Source organism: Vibrio sp. 03_296 (assembly GCF_002265885.1).
On the sequence record NZ_NPKW01000200.1, the window covers coordinates 1 to 940 of the forward strand.

1 pseudogene is annotated in these 940 nt (G+C 46.0%); it reads right to left on the reverse strand.

Annotation, left to right across the window (positions count from 1 at the left end):
* Positions 1–81 precede the first annotated feature (81 nt).
* Positions 82–940, reverse strand: a pseudogene (gene murB, locus CIK04_RS23355) (UDP-N-acetylmuramate dehydrogenase); the annotation flags it as partial.

The following is a 940-nucleotide window of genomic DNA, read 5'->3' on the forward strand; positions in this document are numbered from 1 at the left end:
GTTCATGACCCAACGTCTCTCCAGAATGAAACTGTCCATCGGCTAAGCGTTTTAATAAATGCAGTTAACACGTGCTCTTTCTCATGACTCTACTCTTAGCTCACTTAAACAGGTCTCACCGACAGCACCGATAAAGCGAACTTCATGTTCAAGTGCAATCTGATATTTATCCCAAACCGCATCGCAAATAAGGCTGGCCAACTGGATGATATCTTGYGCGGTACATGACTGCGCATTAGTCAACACTAACGCTTGCTTCGGGTGAACTTGAGCACCACCAACTTGCACACCTTTAAAATCGCACTGGTCAATCAACCATCCAGCAGCTACTTTCATCTGTTCACCAGCAGGATACGCAACGATGTGAGGAAACTGAGCTTTTAGCTGCTGCCAATGGGCTTTATCGATAATGGGGTTTTAAAAAGACTGCCAGCGTTGCCGACCTGCTTTGGATCTGGCAATTTCTCTCTACGAACTTCACACACTTTGTGAAAGATACTGATTGGTGAAAGTTCATGCTCTGCAATGTCCTGCAACGGGCCGTAACTGTTATTCGCTTGCCACGTTTTAGGCAATTTTAACCCCACCGCAATCACTACGCATTGATTATAAAGGGCGTGCTTAAATACTGAGTCACGATAGCCAAATTGACACTCTTCAGCACTGAGGCGACGTTGAGAAAATCGTCCAGCATCAAATATACCACGTACTGGCACACATCTTTAAATTCAACCCCATCAAGCACCAATATTCTGAATCGGTGCCGAGCCTGCACAACCAGGAATCAAGGCAACGGTTCTCTAAACCACCAATCCCTTGTTGAACAGACCATTCCACCAAGCTTGGGCCAATCCTCTCCCCCCTGAGCATGGATATAGTAAAACGATTCGTCCTCACTTAACGTTTTACCAGAAGACGATTCACCACCACGACACCGGAA